This window comes from Pseudomonas nitroreducens (genome assembly GCF_014204515.1).
GTDB lineage: Bacteria > Pseudomonadota > Gammaproteobacteria > Pseudomonadales > Pseudomonadaceae > Pseudomonas > Pseudomonas nitritireducens_A.
The window spans coordinates 285,096-303,681 of the sequence record NZ_JACHLI010000004.1 but is presented as its reverse complement, the minus strand read 5'-3'; the positions used below and the strand labels follow the sequence as shown (position 1 = coordinate 303,681).

Annotated in this window: 21 protein-coding genes; 5 read left to right on the top strand and 16 right to left on the bottom strand. The window is 66.7% G+C overall.

All coding sequences use genetic code 11. The features are described 5' to 3' along the window. Window positions 1–100 precede the first annotated feature (100 nt). The gene (locus HNP46_RS07930; RefSeq protein WP_184587507.1) at window positions 101–1,189 is read left to right on the top strand and encodes a phosphotransferase; all 1,089 of its coding nucleotides are present in this window, start codon (window positions 101–103) and stop codon (window positions 1,187–1,189) included. Then, window positions 1,186–2,508, top strand: a complete 1,323-nt coding sequence (locus HNP46_RS07925) for an aspartate aminotransferase family protein (protein ID WP_184587506.1) — start codon at window positions 1,186–1,188, stop codon at window positions 2,506–2,508. Before HNP46_RS07930 ends, HNP46_RS07925 begins: the two co-directional genes overlap by 4 nt. 75 nt (window positions 2,509–2,583) lie before the next feature. Here HNP46_RS07925 and HNP46_RS07920 read toward each other — a convergent pair whose 3' ends face one another. The 3 genes from HNP46_RS07920 to HNP46_RS07910 all read right to left on the bottom strand — a co-directional run bounded on the left by HNP46_RS07920 (window position 2,584) and on the right by HNP46_RS07910 (window position 4,571). Further along, window positions 2,584–3,042, bottom strand: coding sequence for a sn-glycerol-3-phosphate transporter (locus HNP46_RS07920; protein ID WP_184587505.1), 459 nt, complete (start codon window positions 3,040–3,042; stop codon window positions 2,584–2,586). 20 nt (window positions 3,043–3,062) lie between these two features. Further along, window positions 3,063–3,527 (bottom strand): glycine zipper 2TM domain-containing protein, encoded by a 465-nt coding sequence (locus tag HNP46_RS07915; protein WP_184587504.1) that lies wholly within the window; start codon window positions 3,525–3,527, stop codon window positions 3,063–3,065. Window positions 3,528–3,641: 114 nt separating this feature from the next. After that, a complete protein-coding gene (locus HNP46_RS07910) occupies window positions 3,642–4,571 on the bottom strand; it encodes a LysR family transcriptional regulator (protein WP_184587502.1) in 930 nt (309 codons plus the stop codon). 93 nt (window positions 4,572–4,664) lie between these two features. Between HNP46_RS07910 and HNP46_RS07905 the strand changes: the two genes are divergently transcribed. Beyond that, window positions 4,665–5,264, top strand: coding sequence for a short chain dehydrogenase (locus tag HNP46_RS07905; protein WP_184587500.1), 600 nt, complete (start codon window positions 4,665–4,667; stop codon window positions 5,262–5,264). Window positions 5,265–5,556: 292 nt separating this feature from the next. Here HNP46_RS07905 and HNP46_RS07900 read toward each other — a convergent pair whose 3' ends face one another. Next, a complete protein-coding gene (locus HNP46_RS07900; protein WP_184587498.1) occupies window positions 5,557–5,955 on the bottom strand; it encodes a DUF488 domain-containing protein in 399 nt (132 codons plus the stop codon). 76 nt (window positions 5,956–6,031) lie between these two features. Here HNP46_RS07900 and HNP46_RS07895 point away from each other — a divergent pair, with 76 nt between their 5' ends. Then, window positions 6,032–6,700, top strand: a complete 669-nt coding sequence (locus tag HNP46_RS07895; protein ID WP_184587496.1) for a COG3650 family protein — start codon at window positions 6,032–6,034, stop codon at window positions 6,698–6,700. Window positions 6,701–6,886: 186 nt separating this feature from the next. Here the strand turns inward: HNP46_RS07895 and HNP46_RS07890 are convergent, their stop codons facing one another. From HNP46_RS07890 to HNP46_RS07840, 11 genes are all read right to left on the bottom strand, one after another. Continuing rightward, window positions 6,887–7,138 carry a hypothetical protein gene (locus HNP46_RS07890; protein ID WP_184587494.1) on the bottom strand — a complete coding sequence of 84 codons (252 nt, stop codon included), beginning with the start codon at window positions 7,136–7,138 and terminating at the stop codon, window positions 6,887–6,889. Between the two features lie 13 nt (window positions 7,139–7,151). Continuing rightward, window positions 7,152–7,841, bottom strand: coding sequence for an aspartate/glutamate racemase family protein (locus HNP46_RS07885; protein WP_184587492.1), 690 nt, complete (start codon window positions 7,839–7,841; stop codon window positions 7,152–7,154). A gap of 17 nt (window positions 7,842–7,858) precedes the next feature. Beyond that, complete coding sequence (locus tag HNP46_RS07880; RefSeq protein ID WP_184587490.1) at window positions 7,859–8,959, bottom strand: PLP-dependent cysteine synthase family protein; 1,101 nt, start codon at window positions 8,957–8,959, stop codon at window positions 7,859–7,861. 38 nt (window positions 8,960–8,997) lie between these two features. After that, complete coding sequence (locus tag HNP46_RS07875) at window positions 8,998–9,903, bottom strand: DMT family transporter (protein WP_184587488.1); 906 nt, start codon at window positions 9,901–9,903, stop codon at window positions 8,998–9,000. 560 nt (window positions 9,904–10,463) lie between these two features. After that, the gene (locus HNP46_RS07870) at window positions 10,464–10,793 is read right to left on the bottom strand and encodes a Na+/H+ antiporter subunit G (protein ID WP_184587486.1); all 330 of its coding nucleotides are present in this window, start codon (window positions 10,791–10,793) and stop codon (window positions 10,464–10,466) included. Further along, the gene (locus tag HNP46_RS07865; RefSeq protein ID WP_138520768.1) at window positions 10,790–11,059 is read right to left on the bottom strand and encodes a K+/H+ antiporter subunit F; all 270 of its coding nucleotides are present in this window, start codon (window positions 11,057–11,059) and stop codon (window positions 10,790–10,792) included. Before HNP46_RS07865 ends, HNP46_RS07870 begins: the two co-directional genes overlap by 4 nt. Then, the gene (locus tag HNP46_RS07860) at window positions 11,044–11,544 is read right to left on the bottom strand and encodes a Na+/H+ antiporter subunit E (RefSeq protein ID WP_184587484.1); all 501 of its coding nucleotides are present in this window, start codon (window positions 11,542–11,544) and stop codon (window positions 11,044–11,046) included. The genes HNP46_RS07865 and HNP46_RS07860 overlap by 16 nt, the downstream gene beginning before the upstream one ends. After that, on the bottom strand, window positions 11,541–13,037 hold the full coding sequence (locus tag HNP46_RS07855) for a monovalent cation/H+ antiporter subunit D (RefSeq protein WP_184587482.1): 1,497 nt from the start codon (window positions 13,035–13,037) through the stop codon (window positions 11,541–11,543). The genes HNP46_RS07860 and HNP46_RS07855 overlap by 4 nt, the downstream gene beginning before the upstream one ends. After that, a complete protein-coding gene (locus HNP46_RS07850) occupies window positions 13,034–13,366 on the bottom strand; it encodes a Na+/H+ antiporter subunit C (RefSeq protein WP_184587480.1) in 333 nt (110 codons plus the stop codon). Before HNP46_RS07850 ends, HNP46_RS07855 begins: the two co-directional genes overlap by 4 nt. Then, window positions 13,366–16,161 (bottom strand): monovalent cation/H+ antiporter subunit A, encoded by a 2,796-nt coding sequence (locus HNP46_RS07845; RefSeq protein WP_184587478.1) that lies wholly within the window; start codon window positions 16,159–16,161, stop codon window positions 13,366–13,368. Before HNP46_RS07845 ends, HNP46_RS07850 begins: the two co-directional genes overlap by 1 nt. A 258-nt stretch (window positions 16,162–16,419) precedes the next feature. Then, window positions 16,420–16,884: a glycine zipper 2TM domain-containing protein gene (locus HNP46_RS07840; protein WP_184587476.1), complete on the bottom strand. Its 465-nt coding sequence runs from the start codon at window positions 16,882–16,884 to the stop codon at window positions 16,420–16,422. Window positions 16,885–17,077: 193 nt separating this feature from the next. Between HNP46_RS07840 and HNP46_RS07835 the strand changes: the two genes are divergently transcribed. Then, the gene (locus HNP46_RS07835; RefSeq protein ID WP_184587474.1) at window positions 17,078–17,314 is read left to right on the top strand and encodes a hypothetical protein; all 237 of its coding nucleotides are present in this window, start codon (window positions 17,078–17,080) and stop codon (window positions 17,312–17,314) included. Here the strand turns inward: HNP46_RS07835 and HNP46_RS07830 are convergent. Then, window positions 17,299–18,438: a glycerate kinase gene (locus tag HNP46_RS07830; RefSeq protein WP_184587472.1), complete on the bottom strand. Its 1,140-nt coding sequence runs from the start codon at window positions 18,436–18,438 to the stop codon at window positions 17,299–17,301. The genes HNP46_RS07835 and HNP46_RS07830 overlap by 16 nt on opposite strands. Window positions 18,439–18,586: the final 148 nt, after the last annotated feature.

Genomic DNA, 18,586 nt, shown 5'->3' with positions numbered 1-18,586 from the left:
CCGGCCCGCGACACCGCATTACCGCTGCACCGTTCTACCCGCTGAACCTGTTGGACCCGTTGCCCCTGCTGGACCCGTTGCCTCTGCTGGAGATGTACCCGTGCCCCTCAATACCGCGCCCGTCCACGACCACCTGCTGGAAGCGGCACCCGCCAAGGTCAGCGACACCCAGGCCGCCGCCATCGCCGAGGAATACTTCGGCCAGCGCGGCACGCTGCACCGCCTCGCCGGTGAACGCGACCTGAACTTCCATATCGCCCATGGCCACGGCGACGACCGCCTGCTGAAACTCTCGCACCCGCTGGAAGACCGCCAGGTGGTGGATTTCCAGACCCGCGCCCTGCTGCGCGTCGAGGAACTCGACCCGATCCTGGCCGTGCAGCGCCTCTACCCTTCGCTCAATGGCGAGTACCAGATTGCCCTCGAAGTCGACGGCCAGCCGATGATCGCCCGGCTGTTCTCCTTCGTCGACGGCGTGCCCTTGCACCGTGTCGCCCAACGCAGCCGCGCCCTGCGCGAGAACCTGGGCGACGACCTGGCGCGCCTGGGCCTGGCGCTCAAGGGTTTCGAACACCCGGCCACCGCCGACCACGAACTGCTCTGGGACCTCAAGCACGCCTCACGCCTGCGCAACCTGCTGCCCTACATCGAAGACCGCGAGCAGCGCGGGCTGGTCGAGCGCTTCCTCGACAACTTCGAGCGCCACGCCCTGCCCCGCCAGGCCACGCTGCGCGCCCAGGTGATCCACAACGACCTGAACCCGCACAACGTCATTGTCGATGCCCAGCATCCGGACCGGGTGCGCAACATCCTCGACTTCGGCGACATGGTCCACGCGCCGCTGATCAACGACCTCGGAGTCGCCGCCGCCTACCAGGTGGGCGAGGCGAACGCACCACTGGCCAGCGCCTGCGAGATGATCGCCGCCTACCACCGGCGCTGCCCGCTGCTGGCCGAAGAGCAGGAAATCCTCGCCGACCTGATCGCCACGCGACTGATCATGACCCTGAGCATCACCGCCTGGCGCGCCAGCCTGCACCCCGAGAACCGCGACTACATCCTGCGCAACACCCGCCACGCCTGGCAGAGCCTGCAGGGCCTGGCCGGCCTGAGCCGGGAACAGGCCCAGGAACAGATCTTCGCCGCCTGCAACCCACCCCGCGCGAATCAACAGGAGCCCCGCCCATGACCATGCCCAACGGCTTCAGCGCCGCCGATGCCGAGCGCCTGAGCGAACAGGAACGCCGCCTGATCGAGCGCCGCGCGCGCCTGCTCGGCCCGGCCTACCGGCTGTTCTACGAACGCCCGCTGCACACCGTGCGCGGCGAGGGCGTGTGGCTCTACGACAACCAGGGCAACCGCTACCTCGACGCCTACAACAACGTCGCCTCCGTCGGCCACTGCCACCCGCGCGTGGTGCAGGCCATCGCCAGCCAGGCGGCGGTGCTGAACACCCACACCCGTTACCTGCAGGAAGGCATCCTCGACTACGCCGAGGACCTGCTGTCCACCTTCCCCGCCGGCCTCGACCAGGTGATGTTCACCTGCACCGGCAGCGAGGCCAACGACCTCGCCCTGCGCATCGCCCGCCAGTACACCGGCGGCACCGGAGTGATCATCACCCGCTTCGCCTACCACGGGGTCACCGGCACTATTTCCGAGCTGTCGCCGTCCCTCGGCGCCGGCATCACCCTGCCCGCCCACGCCCGTACCGTGCGCGCGCCGGATGCCTACCGGCTGGGCGCGGAGAACGTCGGCAAGCTGTTCGCCGACGACGTGCGCGCTGCCATCGCCGACCTGCGCGCCCACGGCATCAAGCCCGCCGCGCTGCTGCTCGACGGCATCTTCGCCAGCGACGGCGTGCTGGCCGACCCTGCCGGTTTCCTCGCCGAAGCGGTGAAGGTCGCCCAGGACGAAGGCCTGCTCTACATCGCCGACGAAGTGCAGTCCGGCTTCGCCCGCACCGGCGACGCCATGTGGGGCTTCCAGCGCCACGGCGTGCAGCCGGACCTGGTCACCCTGGGCAAACCCATGGGCAACGGCCAGCCCATCGCCGGCGTGGTGGTGCGCTCGGAAATCCTCGAAAGCTTCGGCCGCGAGGTGCGCTACTTCAACACCTTCGGCGGCAACCCGGTGTCCTGCGCCGCCGGCCAGGCGGTGCTCGACGTGATCCGCGAGGAGCGCCTGCAGGAGCGTTCGCAACGCATCGGCGGCTTCCTCGCCGAAGGCATCCGCCAATTGGCGGCCAGGCACGAGCTGATCGGTGACGTACGCGGCGCCGGCCTGTTCCTGGGTGTCGAACTGGTCAGCGACCGCGCGGCCAAGACCCCGGCCGCCAGCCAGACGCGCCAGGTGGTCAACGGCATGCGCGAGCGCGGCGTGCTGATCAGCGCGGCGGGGCCGATGGAGAACATCCTGAAGATCCGCCCGCTGCTGGCCTTCGAGCAGGAGCATGCCGAGCTGTTCATCGATTGCCTGGACAAGGCGCTGAAGGACGTGACTGCCTGACAGTTTCGCCCTTCAGAAATGACGCGGGCCGCGATGCACAACATCGCGGCCCGCTGCATTTCGACGGTCAGCCAATCAGAAGCGAACCCCGACGTTGACCATGGCAGCTGACCCACCCAGTACGACGAACTCGGCACCAACCGGCCCCAGGTGCGCGCCGACCGAAGGGATGATCGCCGGCGCTACGCCGTAGCGGTTGAGCGGAATCTTGTCGCGGTAGTCGCCGCGGTAGCCCTGCAGCGCGCCGCCGGTGACCTTGGCGTAGAACGGCGTGCCTTCCCAGTCGAAGCGCTTGCCGGCATAGACGTAGTTGGAACGCTGGCTGAACGAGTTCTTGAAGGTCGCGCCACCGAATACCACGCCATCGGCGCGGTTGCGCTCCAGGCCGATCAGTTCCTGATGGTTGTTGTGCTCCGGGTCGTTGGTCCAGTGGGTGGTGTAGACGCTGGTCTGCAAGTACCAGAAGCCTCCGTCGTCGGCCATGGCGGTGCCACAGCCGACGGTCAGCAGCAGAGCGATCAACAGGCGGCGCATAGTGGGATCTCCGCGTCAGCTCAAAGGGTCACGCGGCTGGCGCCGTTGACGGACATGATGCGAACGCGATCACCGATGCGGAACTGCTGGTTGGCGTCCACCGCCTGGACATAGGCGCGGGTGCCGCCGTCATCTTCCCGGACGACAATCTCGACGCCCTGGGTGCGGGTGATGCCCTCTTCCACCGCCGAACCTGCCGCGCCGCCAGCGACGCCGCCAAGGATGGTGGTGATGGCCTTGCCACGTCCGCCGCCGATGGAGTTGCCGGCGATGCCGCCGACTGCCGCGCCGGCCAGGGTTCCGATGGGGGTCTTGGTGCCCTCGATCTGCACCGGGCGCAGGGATTCGATGGTGCCCATGCGCACGGTCTGTACGGCACGGGCGTCGGCACGGGAGTAGGAAGAACCCGACAGGTTGGAAGCGCAGCCGCTCAGCAGAGCGACGCTGGTGAACAGGGCAGTCAGCAGCAGAGTAGAACGGTTCATGGTGGTTACCTCGGAAGGCTCTGAAAAGTGATGGTGAAAGCCTAACGATCGGTCCCTGAACTTCCCCTGAACCCTCTCTGAACCATCGCTGAACGAAGCTGAACGAACTTTCTTTCAGCCTTCCAGGGCCACCAATTGCCGGCGACTGTCCTCGAACCAGCCCAGCAGGTAGTCCGCCAGCAGCTGCGTGCGGCGTGGCAGGCGGTTCTGGTACGGGTGGATGAGGTACACCGGCTGGGTCCGGGTCTGGTAGTCGCGCAGCAGCCAGACCAGGCTGCCTTCAGCCAATTCCTGCTGAACCATATAGGACGGCAGCCGGCTGACACCCGCACCGGCCAGCGCCGCCTTCTTCAGCAGGGTGTAGTGGTTGCTCGCCAGCAGGCCGCTGACGGTGACGCGGAACAGCTCATGGTGGCGCTGGTAGAGCCAGACGTCGCTGTCCTGGTAATGGGTGTTCTGCAGGCAGGAATGTCCGGCCAGGTCAGCCGGCACCTCCGGCGCGCCATGTCGCGCAAGATAGTCAGGAGTCGCGCAGGTCAGCTCCTGCAGGGCGAACAGCGGCCGCGCCACCAGGCGCTCGTCCACTGCCAGGCTGCCGGAGCGGATGGCCAGGTCGAAGCCGTCGGCCACCAGATCGCGGCGTTCGTTGGACAGGTCCAGCTCCAGGCGGATCTCCGGGTACTGGCGGGAAAATTCCATCAGCCAGGCGTCGAAGAAGGTCTCGCCCAGGGATACCGGCACGCTCAGCCGCACTTTGCCCTGCGCCTCCTCCTGCAACGCCAGCACCGCCTGCCGCGCCCGCGCGGCCTGGGCGTTGAGCGCTTGGGCCTCGGGCAACAGCGCGGCACCAGCGGCGGTCAGCGACAAACGTCTTGTGGTGCGGTGCACCAGGGTGGCGCCCAGCGCCTGCTCCAGCGCGGAGATGCGCTTGGACAGCTGGCCCTTGCTGCAACCGAGTTTGTCCGCCGCACGGGTGAAGCTGCCGCACTCCAGCAGCACGGCGAAGGCGGAGAGATCTTCCAGGTCGCTGGCGATTGTTTCCATATGAAAACCAAAGGTTGTCGATTGGCGTGATTATCTAAACAGAAAGACGCTCTACGCTGAACCTGTCTTTCACCACCTTCTCCGGAGCCTTGTATGAAAATCATCCTGATCGGTGCCAGCGGCACCCTCGGCCAGGCCGTCGCCAACGAACTGGGCCCGCGCCACGAAATCATCCGCGTCGGCCGCAACAGCGGCGACTACCGCGTGGACATCACCGACAGCGCCTCGATCCGCGCGCTGTTCGAACAGGTCGGCGGCTTCGATGCGCTGATCAGCACCGCCGGCAAGGTGCACTTCGGTGCGCTGGCAGAAATGGGCGAGAAGGAAATGGCAGTGGGCCTGAAGGACAAGCTGATGGGCCAGGTCAACCTGGTGCTGATCGGCAGCCAGTACGCCAACGATGGCGCCTCATTCACCCTCACCACCGGCATCCTCACCGAACAGCCCATCGTGCTGGGCAGCTCGGCCAGCCTGGTCAACGGCGCGGTGGAAGGCTTCGTGCGCAGCGCCGCCCTGGAACTGCCGCGCGGCCAGCGGATCAACGCGGTGAGCCCGAACGTGCTGGTAGAGTCCATGGAAGGCTACGGCCCGTTCTTCCGCGGCTTCAAGCCGGTGCCGGCCGCCGACGCCGCCCTGGGCTTCGCCCGCAGCGTGGAAGGCAAGCAGAGCGGGCAGGTGTACAAGATCTGGTGATCGCCTCGCATCCTTTGCTCTGAGAGGCTTTGCGTAGGATGGTGTGGAGCGAAGCGATACCCATCAATGAACCGGCAGACATCGCCGATGGGTATCGCAAGCTCCACCCATCCTACGGTCCTGGAACAGGTTATCCGCCGGAATATCCACGGCGGATAACGCTGGCGCGTTATTCGCCCTACGACTCTGGTGACGTCTGTAGCGCCTCGGTTCGCGAGCAAGCTCGCTCCTACACCAGCAGGCGGGCCCGCTGCGCTTTTCTGTAGGAGCGAGCTTGCTCGCGAACAGCCCTTTACTCGGTCTTGCCGGCATAGCAGACCGGCGAACTCCCTTCGCCCTGCTTCTCCAGCTCGTCCTCGAGAAACTCCGCCAGCACCCGGGCGTTGTTGTGCTCTTCGTCCTTGGCGGCGTAGAGCAGCGTGAGGGTGCCCTGGCGCGCCAGGTCAAGCAGGCCCATCCAGTACTCCGGATGGGCGTTCAATTCAGCGTGGTAGGCCTGGCGGAATTCCCCGAACAGGCTCGGGTCATGGTGGAAGCGCTGGCGCAGCTCGTTGGACGGCGAGGCCTCCTTGGCCCATTGCGCCATGTGCAGGTCCTCCTTGCGAATTCCCCTCGGCCACAGCCGGTCCACCAGCACGCGCTGGCCGTCCTCCTGCGCCGCCGGTTCGTAGGCGCGCTTGCAACGAATCATCCGAAATCCTCCTCGTCAGCTTGAGGTGACCGGCTTCGCTGGGTAACGTGGGCGCACTTTCGAGGGAGCCCGTTCCATGCGATCCAGCCGTTTCATTCTGTTCAGCCTGCTGCCGCTGTTCGCCGCCTGCCAGGTGTGGACGCCGAACAAGACCGATCTTAACGCCTCCACCCGCCTGCAGGGCGAGCTGACCCGCCAGGATGGCCAACTGGTGTTCCGCAGCTGCACCGAGCAGCGCCGCTTCAGTATCGAGGACGCCAACAACACCGGCCTGCAGCGCGACGCGCTGGAACTGTTCAACGACGGCGCCACCTCGCTGTTCGCCGACCTGCGCGGCAGCTTCAGCGGCAGTTCCGCCCAGGGCACCGATGGCAAGCTGGAGGTAGCCAAGGTGCTGCGCCTGCAGAACGAAGGCGCCGGCTGCGACGACCCGAACTTCAAGCGTGCGGTGGTCCGCGCCCATGGCAACGAGCCGGGCTGGAGCGTGCTGGTGAATGGCCAGGGCATGCTGATCGAGCAGCCGGGCAAGGAATCCCTGGTGCTGCCCTACATCGCCGAAGGCGTACCCGAGGGCAGCACCAGCTACTCCAGCGAGGCCAACGGCGAGAAGGTCGAGCTGTGGGTCGCCCCGGCGCGCTGCCAGGACAGCATGAGCGGTGCCCTGAGCAATCTCTCCGCCGAGCTGCGCCTGAACGACAAGGTCCTGCGCGGCTGCGCCTATCCGGGTGGTTCCAGCGGCGATTGAGCGTAACCGCCCCGCGCCTATGCAACATGCAACATGCAACATGCAACGTAGGAGCGGACTCCGTCCGCGATCGATATCCGGCGCGATTCGGACCTATCGCGGACAGAGTCCGCTCCTACGCCCCCTGAAGATTCAGGACCGTAGGGCGCATAACCTGGAACAGGTTATCCGCCAGCTCTGGCGAAGTCAGACCAGCAAGCCCGCCGCCTTCAACCGCGCCTTGAGCGCAGCGAACTCCTCGGCATACTCCCAGTACGCCAGCCGGCCCTCGCCGGCCGTCACCAGCACGTACTTCTCGCTGATCGACTGAATGCGCTCGATACGCACCAGCTTCTCGACGAAGTCCGGATCGGACACCTGCTCGATCACTTCACGATTCTGCTCGTCGTAGCCGTGCACGATGAACGCGGCACGGACCTTCAGGCTGATGAAGCTCATGCGCGGGTCCTCCTCAGAGAGCGGCGTCGGCCGCATGCAGGGCGTGCAGCGCGGTGGTGTCGAACAGCGGCACCGAGGCATCCGCCGGGCCGACCAGCAGGGAAATCTCCGTGCAGCCGAGGATCACCGCTTCGGCGCCCTGCTCCACCAGCGCGGCGATGATGCGCCGGTACTCCTGCCGCGATTCATCGCGAATCCTTCCCAGACACAGCTCCTCGTAGATGATCCGGTGCACCACCTGGCGATCCGCCTCATCCGGCGTCAGCACCTTCAGCCCGTACTTCTCCACCAGGCGATCCTTGTAGAAGGCCTGCTCCATGGTGAAGCGCGTGCCCAGCAGGCCGACCGTGGAGACGCCTGCCGCCTGGATCGCTTCGGCGGTCGGATCGGCGATGTGCAGCAGCGGGATATCCACCGCCACCTCGATGGCCGGCGCCACCTTGTGCATGGTGTTGGTACAGAGCACCAGGAAGTCCGCCCCCGCCGCTTTCAGCGCAAGGGCCGCGGCGGCCAGCAGGCGGCCGGCAGCGTCCCAGTCGCCGGCATGCTGCAGGCGTTCGATCTCGTGGAAGTCCACGCTGTACAGGGCGATCTTCGCCGAGTGCAGGCCGCCGAGCTTTTCCTTGATGCGTTCGTTGATCTGCCGGTAGTAGGGAATGGTCGATTCCCAGCTCATGCCGCCGATCAGGCCGATGGTCTTCATACGTCGCTCCACAGTGATCAGTCCAATCCGATACAGGGCAGATCGCCGGGCAGCGCCGCGCCGTGCTCGGCGCACTGGCGCACGGCCTCGATCAGCGGATCGAGGTCGAAGCCCTGGGAAATCAGCCACAGCGGGTTGTAGTAGGTGGTCTCGTAGCGCTCGCCGCTGTCACAGAGGATCGCCACCACCGAGCCGCTCTCGCGCCGCGCCACCATCTGCCGCGCCACCAGCAGCGCGCCGATCAGGTTGGTGCCGCTGGAACCGCCGACATGCCGGCCCAGGCGCTGGGCCAGGTAGTGCATGGCGGCCAGGGACAGGTCGTCCGGCACCTTGCAGCAGGCGTCGAGCACGTTGGGCAGGAAGGAGGCTTCCACGCGCGGGCGACCGATGCCTTCGATGCGCGAACCGTAGCTCAGGGTCAGGTCGCGATCGCCGGTCTTGTACGAATCGAAGAACACCGAGCGTTCGGCGTCGGCGCAGAGCACACGGGTGTCATGCCGGCGGTAGCGGGCGAAACGCCCCAGGGTCGCCAGGGTGCCGCCGGTGCCGGGACTGGAGACCAGCCAGGAGGGCTCGGGGAAACGCTCATGGCGCATCTGCTGGAAGATCGACTCGGCGATGTTGTTGTTCGCCCGCCAGTCGGTGGCGCGCTCGGCGTAGGTGAACTGGTCCATGAAGTGGCCGCCGGTTTCCTTCGCTAGGCGCTCGGACTCGGCGTAGATCTGCGTCGGGTCATCCACCAGGTGCGCCTGGCCCCCGTAGAAGGCGATCTGCGCGATCTTCTCCTTCGAGGTGCTGGCCGGCACCACGGCAATGAAGGGCACGCCGAGCAGCCGGGCGAAGTACGCCTCGGAGATCGCCGTCGAACCACTGGACGCCTCGATCACCGGCGCGCCCGGCTTCAGCCAGCCGTTGCACAGCGCGTAGAGGAACAGCGAGCGCGCCAGGCGGTGCTTGAGGCTACCGGTGGGGTGGCTCGACTCATCCTTGAAGTACAGGTCCACGCCCGGCAGGCCGGGCATGTCCAGGGGGATCAGGTGGGTATCGGCGCTGCGCTGGAAATCCGCTTCGATGATGCGGATCGCCTCGCGGGTCCAGTTGCGTTCCTGGGCAGCCATGGTCTCGTTCTCCTGGCAGGGCAAGCGGTTCAACAGGTTCAGTCCAGCACACCGGCGGGCGCTGTAGGCGGCGCGCTGCGCCACTGGCTCAAGGCGACGCCGGCGAACACCAGTCCGGCGGCCAGTGCCTGCGCGCCGCTGAGCACTTCGCCCAGCAGCAGAGCGGCGAAGACCAGGGTGAACACCGGGATCAGGTTGATGAAGCCGGTCGCCTGGCTCGCCGGCAGGCGGCTGACGCCGAAGTTGTACAGCCCATAGGCGCCGACCGTCACCACGCTGCCCAGGTAGACCAGGGCGAACCAGCCGGTCGGGCCGGGTGCCGGCGGCAGGCCCGACGTCGCCAATGCCAGCGGCAGGAAGAACAGCGAGCCGATGAACGCCTGCATGGCGGTGAGAATGAACGGCGAATAACGCGCCGACAGGTGCTTGAGCAACAGGGTGTAGCCGGTGGCGCAGAGCATCGCCACCAGCTCGTAGAAATTGCCCAGCAGCGGATTGGGCGCATGGCGGTCCGGCTCGCTGGCCAGGGTCAGCCAGAGCGAGCCGAGCACCGCCAGGGCGAAGCCCAGCCAGGTATTTCGGGCGATCTTCTCGTGCAGCAGGAAGAAGGCGCCGACCGCCACCAGCAGGGGCAGCAGCGCGGTGATCATCCCGGCCTGGGCGGCGCTGGTCTGCTGCAGCGCCAGGGACTCGAAGATGAAGTACAGGCAGGGCTCGCAGGCGGCCAGCGCCAGCAGCCACTTCCAGTCGCCGGGGCGGTAGTCGATGCGCCCGCGCCAGCGCCAGGCGGCGAGGAAGATCAGGCTGCCCAGCGCCATCCGGGCGAAGATCACCCACATGGCGGGCATTTCCTGGAAGGCAAATTTCAGCGCGATGAAGGAACTGCCCCAGAGCGCCATGGCCAGCACCAGGCACGCGAGGGCGAACGGCCGGGATTGCTGCACGGGACGCTCCAGTCAAAAGGTCCACGGAGTATAGGAGGCGTGTGCTGGCGGCCGACAGGTACAGAATCGTGGGGAAACTGTATGGGCAGTGCTTCCTATAGGAGCGAGGGGGATGCCTAGTTCTTGCTCGCGAACAGATTCGCCGGCAGCTCCATCGCTGGGCGGTTCGCGAGCAAGCTCGCTCCTACGAAGAGCCCCACCGCCACCAAACCAGCTCTGGCTCTGGCTCTGGTTCTGAAGATTTCCAGAGATATGCCCGCACACGCCGAATGCCCCGTTCAGGAGGCCTCGTTGAATTGGAGTTTCAGGGGTTGAGCGACATGGATGTCGCGAGAGCGCTGTCGGGCCAGGGATGGCCCGTCAGCGCGTGCCCCTGAAACTTCAATTCAACGAGGGAATTTTTCGCCTAAGCGAAAAACCGGATGTCCGGGGCAAGACCTTTGCCTACTTTGGGGCGTTTGCCAAAGTAGGTCGCCCGAGGGGGCGAAACCAGTAGCCCCAGCGCACGCCGAAGCGGCGCAGAGCACCCAATCCAGAAGCATCGCAAGCAAAGCTCGGAATCAGCCCCAAGGCTTACCCTGAGTCCCCCGCTCCACCGACACCCGCTGCTGCATCCCCGCCTTGGCCAGCAGATGCGCGCTCACCGGCGCGGTGATGAAGAGGAACACGGTGATCAGCACCTCATGCAGGCTCACACCCTCGCCACGGGTACTGAAGTACAGCAGCGACGCCAGCACCACGCCGCCCACGCCCAGGGTCGAAGCCTTGGTCGGCGCGTGCAGGCGCGTGTAGAAGTCCGGCAGCCGGTACAGCCCGATGGCGCCGAGCAGGGCGAACAGGCTGCCAGCCAGCAGCAACAGGCAGACCAGCGCTTCAATCAGAACACTCATTCGATGATGTCTCCGCGCAGCAGGAACTTGCACAGTGCCACGGTGCTGACGAAGCCCATCACCGCGATCAGCAGCGCCGCCTCGAAGTACAGGCCGCTGCCCTTCCAGATGCCGAACAGCACGATCAGCGCGATGGCTTCCACCGACAGGGTATCCAGCGCGAGGATGCGGTCCGCCACCGACGGCCCGCGAATCAACCGCGCCACGGTGAGCAGCACGGCGATACCGAGCAACGCCAGGCAGATCGGGATCACGATGCCGAGCACGGGAACACCTCCTTCAGCGGCGCTTCGTAGCGCGCCTTGATGTCCGCCACCAGCGCCTGCGGGTCCGGCACGTCGATGCCATGCACCAGCAGCGTGCGGCGGTCGGCGGAGAGGTCGGCGGAGCAGGTGCCCGGGGTCAGGGTGATGACACTGGCGAGGATGCTGATGGCCAGGTCATCGGTCAGCTCCAGGGGAATCTCGACGAAGCCCGGACGCAGGTTGGCCTTCGGTCCCAGCACCAGTTTCGCCACCTGCAGGTTGGCCACCACGATGTCGTAGAGCACCAGGCCGATGAAGCGCAGCAGCACGCCTGGTTTGTGAATGCGCGGCGCGGACAGCAGCAGGTTGCGGCACAGCAGCGGAATCGTCAGGCCGAGGAACGCGCCGAGCAGCCAGTGGCCAAGGGAAAAATCGTTGACCAGCAACAGCCAGCTCAGCAGCAGCACGCCGCTGAGCAGCGGGTGCGGAAGGATGCGCCGGATCATGCGCCACCTCCCAGCAGGATCGCCTGGCGATAGAGATCGGCGTTGAGCAGCTGCACCGCCGTGGCCTGTGCATAAGTGATCAGCGGCCGCGCGGCGACCACCATCAGCGGCGCACTGGCCAGCAGGCCGAAGCACGCCAGCATCTTCACCGGCTCGCGATTGGCGCTGCCCAGCACGCTGAGGCCAGTGCGCCAGAACAGCGTGCTGCCGGCGCGGCTCAGGGCAACGATGGTCACCAGCCCGCTGACCAGCACCACGCTCCACAGCGCGATGGCTTCGCTGCCGCCACTCACCGAGCGCAGCAGCATCAGCTTGCCGAGGAAGCCCGACAGCGGCGGCAAGCCGGCGACCGCGATGGCACCGAAGAAGAACGCACCACCCAGCAGATGTGGTTGCAGCAGCGCCGGCCCCTGCACCAGGCGACCACCCTTCTCACCGCGCTGGCGGGCAATCAGGTCGGCCAGCAGGAACAGCCCGCCGGCCACCCAGATGCTGTGCAGCATGTAGTAGAGCGCGGCGGACAGCGCCTCCGGCGTACCCAGGGCAATGGCCGCCAGCAGCGTGCCGGCGGAGACCACCACCAGATACGACAGCAAGCCTTGCAGCGTCGTCGCCGCCAATGCACCGAGCGCACCGGCGACGATCCCGGCCAGCGCCAGCGGCCACAGCCAGGCCTGCGCCAGATTCGCCAGCTCGCCGGCCTGCTCGCCGAAGATCAGTGTGTAGACCCGCAGGATCGAATAGATGCCGACCTTGGTCATGATCGAGAACAGCGCCGCCACCGGCGCACTGGCCTCGGCATAGGCCCTGGGCAGCCAGAAATACAACGGCAGCAGCGCGGCCTTGAGGCCGAACACCACCAGCAGCAACAGCGCTGCCGCACGCACCAGCGGTGCCTGCTCGGCGCTCAGCTGCGCCACGCGCTCAGCCATGTGCGCCATGTTCAGGGTGCCGGTGATGCCGTAGAGCGTGCCCACCGCAATCAGGAAGAACGCCGAGCCGACGAGGTTGAGCACCACGTAATGCACACCGGCGCGCACCCGCCCTGCTCCGCCGCCATGCAGCAGCAGCGCATAGGAAGCAATCAGCAGGATCTCGAAGAACACGAAGAGGTTGAACAGGTCGCCGGTGAGGAACGCGCCATTCAGGCCCAGCAACTGGAACTGGAACAACGCATGGAAGCGCTTGCCGCGCTGGTCATCGCCGCGCACCGCGTAGATCAGCGACAGGCTGGCGAGCAGCGCGGTGGCCGCGATCAGCAGCGCGCTGAGGCGGTCCAGCACCAGGATGATGCCGAACGGCGGCTGCCAGTTGCCCAACGCATAGAACTGCACCACGCCAGTGTCGGCCTGCTGCAGCAGTACGGCGGAAATCGGCAGCAGCGCCAAGGTCGCGAACAACGACAGGCCGCGCTGCAGGCGCTCGCCCGCAAGCAATAGCGCGCAGCCGGCGAACAGCGGCAGCAGGACCGGAAGGATCAGCCAGTGGTTCATCGAGCGTCCTCCCCTTCGCCACCATCCACGTGATCGCCGCCGGTATCCGCCAGCCCGCGCAGGGCCAGGACGATGACGAAGGCGGTCATGGCGAAGCCGATGACGATGGCGGTCAGCACCAGCGCCTGGGGAATCGGGTCGCCGGCATTGGCGACCTTGCCGATCACCGCCGGGTCGCCGGCCAGCCGGCCCATGGCGAAGAGGAACAGGTTGACCGCGTAGGACAGCAAGGTCAGCCCCAGCACGACGGGGAAAGTCCGCGCGCGCAGCAGCAGGAAGACGCCGCTGGCGGTCAGCAGGCCGAGGGCAATGGCGAACAGCGCTTCCATCAGCGCGCCTCCCTGGTCAGAGGCTCGGGTGGAGCGGTCAGTGAGCCGAGGCCCGAGAGAATCAGCAGCGTCGCGCCGACCACAGTGAAGTACACGCCCAGGTCGAAGAGCATGGCGGTGGCCAGCTCGATCTCGCCCACCAGCGGAATGTGGAAATGGCCGAACGCCGAGGTGAGGAACGGGAAGCCGAAGAACCAGGCGCCCAACCCGGTCAGCCCGGCGATCAGTACGCCGAGGCCGGCGAGGCGGCTGTAGTCCAGCGGCAGGCGTGTGCTCACCCAGCGGCTGCCGCAGGCGATGTACTGCAGGATCAGCGCCACCGAGGTGATCAACCCGGCGATGAAGCCCCCGCCCGGCAGGTTGTGCCCACGCAGGAAGATGAACACCGAGACCAGCAGTGCCAGCGGCAGCAGCAGGCGCGACAGGGTGGCGAGGATCGGCGGGAAGCGGTCCTGCGCCCAGGCGCGGCCTTCGTCGTCAGTCTCGCGGCGCAGCAGGCGCAGGCCGTCGAGCAGCGCGAAGATACCAACCGCGGCAATCGCCAGCACGGTGATCTCGCCCAGGGTATCGAAGCCACGGAAGTCCACTAGGATCACGTTCACCACGTTGTGCCCGCCGCCACCGGAGACGCTGTTCTCCAGGTAGTAACCGGCGATGCTGTCGTAGGGACGGGTTAGCACGGCGTAGGCCAGCAGGGTGACCATCACCCCGGCGCCGATGGCGATCACGAAATCGCGCAGGCGGCGCAGGCTGCTGGAAGTCTTCGGCGTACGTGCCGGCAGGTAGTACAGCGCCAGCATCAGCAGGACCATGGTCACCACTTCCACCGACAGCTGCGTCAGCGCCAGGTCCGGCGCGGCGAAGCGGGCGAAGGCCAGCGCCACCAGCAGGCCGGCGATGCTGAGGATGACCAGCGCAGTCAGGCGCTGGCGGTGGAACCACGCGGTAAGCGGTCCGGCGATGGCCAGCAGGATCAGGCCCAGCGCGGTGATGCCGTCCAGCGGCGTCTGTGGGCGATGGCCTTCGATACCGGGCAGCGGCGCGAGGCCGGCGAACACCACCACCACGGCGGCCAGCACCAGCAGCATGGCGTAGCGCTGCAGCGAACCGTTCTCCAGGTAGTTGGTCACGCGCACCGCGAAGCGCACCACACGCTGCACCTGCTGCTCGAACACCCGCTTGGCGTCCATCGCCGGCAGCCCGGCGTACCAGTCGAACAGCGGCTTGCGCAGGACGTAGAGCAGCACACCACCGGCGCTGGCAACGAAGCTCATCGCCAGCGGTGCGTTGAAGCCGTGCCAGATCGCCAGGCTGTACTCGGGCAGGGCACCGTTCAGGCTCGACGCGGCTGCGCCGGCCAGCAGCGGGCCGACGATGATCCCCGGCATGACGCCGACCAGCAGGCAGATCAGCACGAGGATTTCCACCGGCACCTTCATGTAGCGCGGCGGCTCGTGGGGGTGCGGGTTCGGCAGGTTGATCGGCTCGCCGTTGAAGAACACGTCGTGGATGAAGCGCACCGAGTAGCTCACCGAGAACAGCGCACCCAGGGTCGCCAGCGCCGGGATCAGCCAGTTGAAGCTGCCCATCATGTTCTGCGCGAGGGTCTCGCCGAAGAACATTTCCTTGCTGAGGAAGCCGTTGAGCAGCGGCACGCCAGCCATGGACGCCGAGGCCACCATCGCCAGCACGGCGGTGTGCGGCATGTACTTCCACATCCCATTGATGCGGCGCATGTCGCGGCTGCCGGTCTCGTGGTCGATGATCCCGGCGGCCATGAACAGCGAGGCCTTGAAGGTCGCGTGGTTGATGATGTGGAAGATCGCTGCGACGTTGGCCATGGGCGAATCCAGGCCGAACAGCAGCGTGATCAGGCCCAGGTGGCTGATGGTCGAGTAGGCCAGCAGGCCCTTGAGGTCGTTCTGGAACAGCGCCAGGAAGGCGCCCATCAGCAGGGTCGCAAGGCCCGTCAGGCTGACCAGGTAGAACCACAGGTCATTGCCAGACAGCAGCGGGTACAGGCGCGCCAGCAGGAACACGCCGGCTTTCACCATGGTTGCCGAGTGCAGGTAGGCCGACACCGGCGTCGGCGCCGCCATCGCATGGGGCAGCCAGAAATGGAACGGGAACTGCGCGGACTTGGTGAACACGCCCAGCAGCACCAGGCACAGCGCCAGCGGGAACAGCGGACTGGCCTGCAGCACCTCGCGGGCGCCAAGCACGGTGGAGAGTTCGAAGCTGCCGACCACATGGCCGATCAGCAGGATCCCGGCGAGCAGCGCCAGGCCGCCGCCTCCGGTGACCGCCAGGGCCATGCGTGCGCCCTTGCGGGCGTCCGAACGATGGCCCCAGAAGCCGATCAGCAGGAACGACGACAGGCTGGTCAGTTCCCAGAACACCAGCATCAGCAGCAGGTTTTCGCTCAGCACCACGCCGAGCATGGCGCCCATGAACAGCAGCAGGAAGGCGAAGAAGCGCCCGGCGGGCTCCTTCTCGGACAGGTAATAACGGGCGTAGAGGATCACCAGCAGGCCGATGCCGAGGATCAGCAGGGCGAACAGAAAGCCCAGGCCGTCCAGGCGCAGGCTGAGGTTCAGGCCCAGCTCCGGCAGCCACTCCAGGCGTTGGACCTGTGGGTCGCTGCCCAGCACCGAGCGCTGGCCCAGCAGCAGGATCAGGCCGGCGAGCGGCACCAGGCCAGTGGCGGCGGCGCAGGCGGTGCGGCCGAAACGCTCGGCCAGCAGCGGCAGCAATACCCCGAAGAAAGGCAGCGCGATGATCAGCGCCAACGTCATGAGCCACTCCTTTTCACCGCCGGACGGCGTTCACACAGGCAACCCCGCGCACAGGCGGCCGGCTTGCAAAGGCGTCGATTATCCATATCTATCGATTACACGTCATGGATGAAGTATTACGAAAATACAGCCCTGAGCCGCGCCCGCCTTGAGCCACGTCCTGTTTTTCCGATCCCCCAAACGATAGCGCGCGACAGTCGAAACGACTGTCGCGCGCTGGATTTACCTGGCTGCCGCAAGCGGGCAGCCCAATGCCGATCAGTGACTGACGCGGCTGGTACCGTTGACGGTGAGGATGCGCACGCGCTCGCCCACGCGGAACACAGCGCCTTCATCGACCTGCTGGACGTAGGCACGGGTGCTGCCGTCGTCTTCGCGGACGGTGATCTCCACGCCCTGGGTACGGGTCAGACCTTCTTCGGTGGCTGCACCGAGCAGGCCACCAGCCACGGCGCCGATGATGGCGGTGACATAGCTGCCACGGCCGCCACCGATGGCGCTGCCACCGATACCGCCGACCGCAGCGCCGGCCACGGAGCCGATCGGGGTCTTGGTGCCTTCGATCTTCACGGGACGCAGCGCCTGGATGGTGCCCATGCGTACGTTCTGTACGGTACGTGCTTCTTCACGGGTATAGGTATCGCCGGTCAGACTGGACTGGCAGCCGCCGAGGGTCATGGCCACGGCAGCGAAAGTGAGGGCGATCAGGGCAGTTTTACGCATCAGGGAACCTCCGAGTAGGGCGACAACTATTAGACTCCGCCGGCAGCCCGACTGTCACGCCAGGCACTGCAACAACGATGAATCAGTTCAGCTTCCATACAGTTTGCGCCAAAACCGCTGAAAACGCCTGCCGCAGCGCAGTATTCCGTGCATCCGCATCGGTTAGTCTGCTCGCCGCAGAAGGAGCGCCGCCATGGACTATTTCATCATCGTCGTCACCACCGCCGCCGGCCTGTACTTCCATTGGTGGATCTACTGGCGCATCCGTCGCTGGATGGATCGCGACCTGGCGCTGTCGCTGGCGGGCGATGATCCGCACAAACGCAGCTACCTGCTCGAACGCCTGGCCGAGGCCAAGCGCCAGAAGGTGAAGCGCCGCGACCTGCCCGACTGGCTGCAGCGCGCCGCCGACGACTACCGCGCGGCCTGAGCCAGCGACCACAAGCGCGCCAGAGCCTCGGCGCGGTTTTCCAGTTCCTGCGCCGCCCGTGCGCAGGCATCGGCCAGGGTGATGGGCCCAGGTGCCAGGCTGAATGCCGCCTCGATTCCCACGTCACGCAATTCCGCCAGCCCTTCACCGACACTGCCTGCCAGCGCAATCACCGGCACGCCAGCGCGGCGGGCGACGTGAGCAACGCCCACCGGCGTCTTGCCGTGCAGGCTCTGGCCGTCCAGCCGCCCTTCGCCGGTAATCACCAGCGACGCGCCGGACAGTGCCGCCTCCAGCTCCGACAGCTCGGCGATCAGCTCGATACCCGGACGGAAGCGCGCCTTGAGGAAGGCCCGGCAGGCGAAGCCCAGGCCACCGGCCGCACCGACACCGGGGAACAGGCTGTGGTCCTGCCCCAGGGCCAGCGCCGCGACCTCGGCGAAACGCTTGAGCGCAGCGTCCAGTTGCTGCACCTGTGCCGGGTTCGCGCCCTTCTGCGGACCGAACACCGCCGAAGCGCCATGAGGGCCGCAAAGAGGGTTGTTGACGTCGGCGGCGACTTCCACCTCGACGTCGGCCAGGCGCGGATCGAGGTTCGCCAGGTCGATGCGCGCAAGCTGGGCGAGTTGCGCGCCACCAGCGCCCAGCTGGTTGTCCTGGTCGTCGAGAAAGCTCACACCCAGCGCCTGCAGCAGCCCCAGGCCGCCGTCGTTGGTGGCGCTGCCGCCCAGGCCGATGATGATCTTCTTCGCCCCGGCGTCCAGCGCTTCGCGAATCAGCTCGCCGGTGCCGCGGCTGGTGGTGCGGGTGGCGTCGCGCTGGCCCTCTGGCACCCAGTGCAGGCCGCTGGCGGCGGCCATCTCGATCACCGCGGTGGCATCCTCGAGCCAGCCCCAGTGGGCTTTTACCGGTTGCTCCAGCGGGCCGCAGACATCCAGCTCGCGGCGCTCGCCTGGGCGCGCGGCCAGCACTGCGTCCACGGTGCCCTCGCCACCGTCAGCCATGGGCCGCAGCAGCGTTTCGTCACCTGGCCGCGCGCGCAGCCAGCCACGGGCAATGGCCTCGGCGACCTCGGGGGCGGAGAGGCTTTCCTTGAAGGAGTCGGGAGCGATGACGACTTTCATGGGGCAGGTCCGTTATGCGGGAGGATGGAGGGCATCCTACACCGCAGCACGGATTTGTCGGCGTACGTAGGAGCGGACTCCGTCCGCGATGCTTCCCAGCCGCGCCGGGCCGATCGCGGACGGAGTCCGCTCCTACCTGAATACCATG